The organism is uncultured Amaricoccus sp., from assembly GCF_937858865.1.
Taxonomy (GTDB): domain Bacteria; phylum Pseudomonadota; class Alphaproteobacteria; order Rhodobacterales; family Rhodobacteraceae; genus Amaricoccus.
The window spans coordinates 1-2283 of record NZ_CALLYO010000184.1 but is presented as its reverse complement, the minus strand read 5'-3'; the positions used below and the strand labels follow the sequence as shown (position 1 = coordinate 2283).

Annotated in this window: 2 protein-coding genes; one reads left to right on the top strand and one right to left on the bottom strand. The window is 71.4% G+C overall.

Annotated elements, in window-relative coordinates; genetic code table 11:
• Positions 1-1211: ABC transporter ATP-binding protein (locus Q0112_RS05115; RefSeq protein ID WP_297972333.1), on the bottom strand; the 1211-nt coding region annotated here is incomplete at its 3' end.
• Positions 1212-1456: 245 nt separating this feature from the next.
• Between Q0112_RS05115 and hemF the strand changes: the two genes are divergently transcribed.
• On the top strand, positions 1457-2283 hold an 827-nt coding region (hemF, locus tag Q0112_RS05110), incomplete at its 3' end, for an oxygen-dependent coproporphyrinogen oxidase (RefSeq protein WP_297972331.1).

Genomic DNA, 2283 nt, shown 5'->3' with positions numbered 1-2283 from the left:
AGCGTCGACTTGCCGGCGCCGGAGCGGCCGACGAGGCCGACCTTCTCGCCGGGGCGGATGGTGAGCGACACGTCGCGCAGCCCCCCGGAGCCGCGGCCGTAGTGGTGGCTGACGCGGTCGAAGACGATCTCGCCGGCGCCGGCGGCAAGGGGCTTGGCGCCCGGCGCGTCGGTCAGGCGGATCGGCTGGGAGATCGTCTCCATGCCCTCGCGGATCACGCCGACGTTCTGGAAGAGCGAGGAGAGCGACCACATGATCCAGCCGGTCATGGCGTTGAGCCTCAGGACCAGCGCCGCCGCCGCCGCAACCGTGCCGAGGCTCGCTGCGCCCTGCTGCCAGAGGACGAGCGCGTAGCCGATCACCGACACGATCAGGAAGCCGTTGATGACCGTGAGCCCGAGGTCCATCAGCGTGATGATGCGCATCTGCCGCGCGAAGGCCTGGCGCGCGTTCTCGATCGCCTCGCCGGCATAGGCCTCCTCGGTATGGGTGTGGGCGAAGAGCTTCACCGACTGGATGTTGGTGTAGCTGTCGACGATCCGCCCGGTGATCGCCGAGCGGGCGTCGGAGAATTCCTTCGACGCCTTGCCGACGCGCGGCACCGTCCAGGCGACGAGCCAGAGGTAGAGGGCGAACCAGACGAGGAGCGGGATGCCGAGCCGCGGGTCGGTGTCGCTGAGCAGCCAGAGCGCGCCGATCAGGTAGACGGCGGAATAGACCAGCGCGTCGAAGGTCTGGAAGGTGAGCTCGCCGACCGCCGGCGCGGTCTGCATCATCCGGTTGGCGATGCGCCCGGCGAAGTCCGACTGGAACCAGTCGACCGACTGGCGCAGCACGTGGCGGTGCGAGCGCCAGCGCACCAGGGTGCCGACGTTGGGCATCAGCGACTGGTTGAGGAGCGCCGCGCTCGCCGTCTGCGCCAGCGGCCGGGCCAGCAGGATGAAGAGCGCGACCAGCACGAACTCAAGGCCGTGCCGCGCCCAGACCTCGGCCGGCGGGGTGTCGCCGAGCACGTCGACCATGCGGCCGACGTACCAGATGAGCCAGATCTCGATCACCGCCACCGCGAGGACGGCGAGGATCGTCCAGGCCATGACGGCGCGCGCCGGGCGCAGGTAGTCGCGCAGGAAGGGCCAGAGCCGCGTCGGCGGCGTGTCGGTCTCCGCATAGCGGGCGTAGGGGTCGACGAGCGACTCGAAGAAGCGAAACATGGCTGGCCTTGCGGGCTGGGAAGCGGGAGGAAGCGAGAAGGGCCGAGCGGCCCGATCCGGACCGGTCAGAGCTGGCGGCGTGTCCGGACGATTCTCATGCGGCAGGCTCCCGAGCTTTCCGAGGGCACTCCATACAGCATCCCCGCCCGCCTGTCACCCCACCAGCGGCCGGATCGGCGGGGTCCTGCTGGACATCGGCGCCCGCAGGCGGCAGATCGGGCGCCGGCGGCGCGAGGGAGGAACGAATGGCAGGACCGGTCGGCGACAGCGAGAGAGACCGCGCGGCGGCTTGGTTCGGCGCGCTCCGCGACCGGATCTGCACCGCCTTCGAGACGCTCGAGGATGCGCAGGACAAGGGGCCCTTCGCCGGGCTGCCGGCCGGGCGGTTCGAGCGGCGCGAGACGCGGCGGGGCGGCTCGGGCGAGGAGGACGGCGGCGGCGGGGTGATGGCGGTGATGCGCGAGGGGCGCGTCTTCGAGAAGGTGGGGGTCAACGTCTCGACCGTGCACGGCCGGCTCGGCGCGGCGGCGCAGCGCAGCCTGACCGCGCGCAAGGACATCCCCGGCCTCGAGGGCGATCCGCGCTTCTGGGCCTCGGGCATCAGCCTCGTCGCGCACATGCGCTCGCCGCTGACGCCAGCGGTGCACATGAACACGCGCCTGTTCTGGACCCCGGCCGCCTGGTGGTTCGGCGGCGGCGCCGACCTCAATCCGATGATCGAGGACGCCGCGGACACCGCCGCCTTCCACGCGGCGCTGAAGGCGGCCTGCGACGCGCACGATCCGGGCTACTATCCGCGCTTCAAGGCCTGGGCGGACGACTATTTCCTCATCCGCCACCGCGGCGAGCCGCGCGGGGTGGGCGGCATCTTCTACGACGATCTCTCGACCGGCGACTGGGAGGCGGACTTCGCCTTCACCCAAGACGTGGGCCGCGCCTTCCTGGCCGCCTTCCCGCCGATCACCCGGCGGCACATGGCCGAGCCCTGGACCGAGGCCGAGCGCGAGATCCAGCTGGTCAAGCGCGGGCGCTACGCCGAGTTCAACCTGCTCTACGACCGCGGCACCCGCTT